The sequence below is a fragment of the Streptomyces aureocirculatus genome, assembly GCF_000720475.1.
Lineage (GTDB): Bacteria > Actinomycetota > Actinomycetes > Streptomycetales > Streptomycetaceae > Streptomyces > Streptomyces aureocirculatus.
In genome coordinates, this window is sequence record NZ_JOAP01000203.1 from 1 (window position 1) to 238 (window position 238).

Sequence of the window (238 nt, forward strand, 5' to 3'; positions counted from 1 at the left end):
TCGCCCGTTGCCACGCGGCCTGGTCAATCCTTGCGCCGATGGCTGGCTCGGACAGCCGCCGGCCGATCCGGACGAAGGCCTCGTCAAACCGGCCGCGCAAATCCAGTGGCCAGTGCGCGGGTGGGGCCACGGCGTGCAATGCGGCGAGCAGCTCTCCCCACTGCTGCGGCAAGGACGTCTGCGGCATGTCCTCGGCCTCGGTGCCGGGCAGGACCTCCTCCAGCACCATCGCCCCGGC

1 pseudogene is annotated in these 238 nt (G+C 71.8%); it reads right to left on the minus strand.

Annotated features, from left to right (window positions below):
• Positions 1–229: pseudogene (locus IG78_RS0141365) on the minus strand (aminoglycoside phosphotransferase family protein); the annotation flags it as partial.
• Between the last annotated feature and the right edge of the window lie 9 nt (positions 230–238).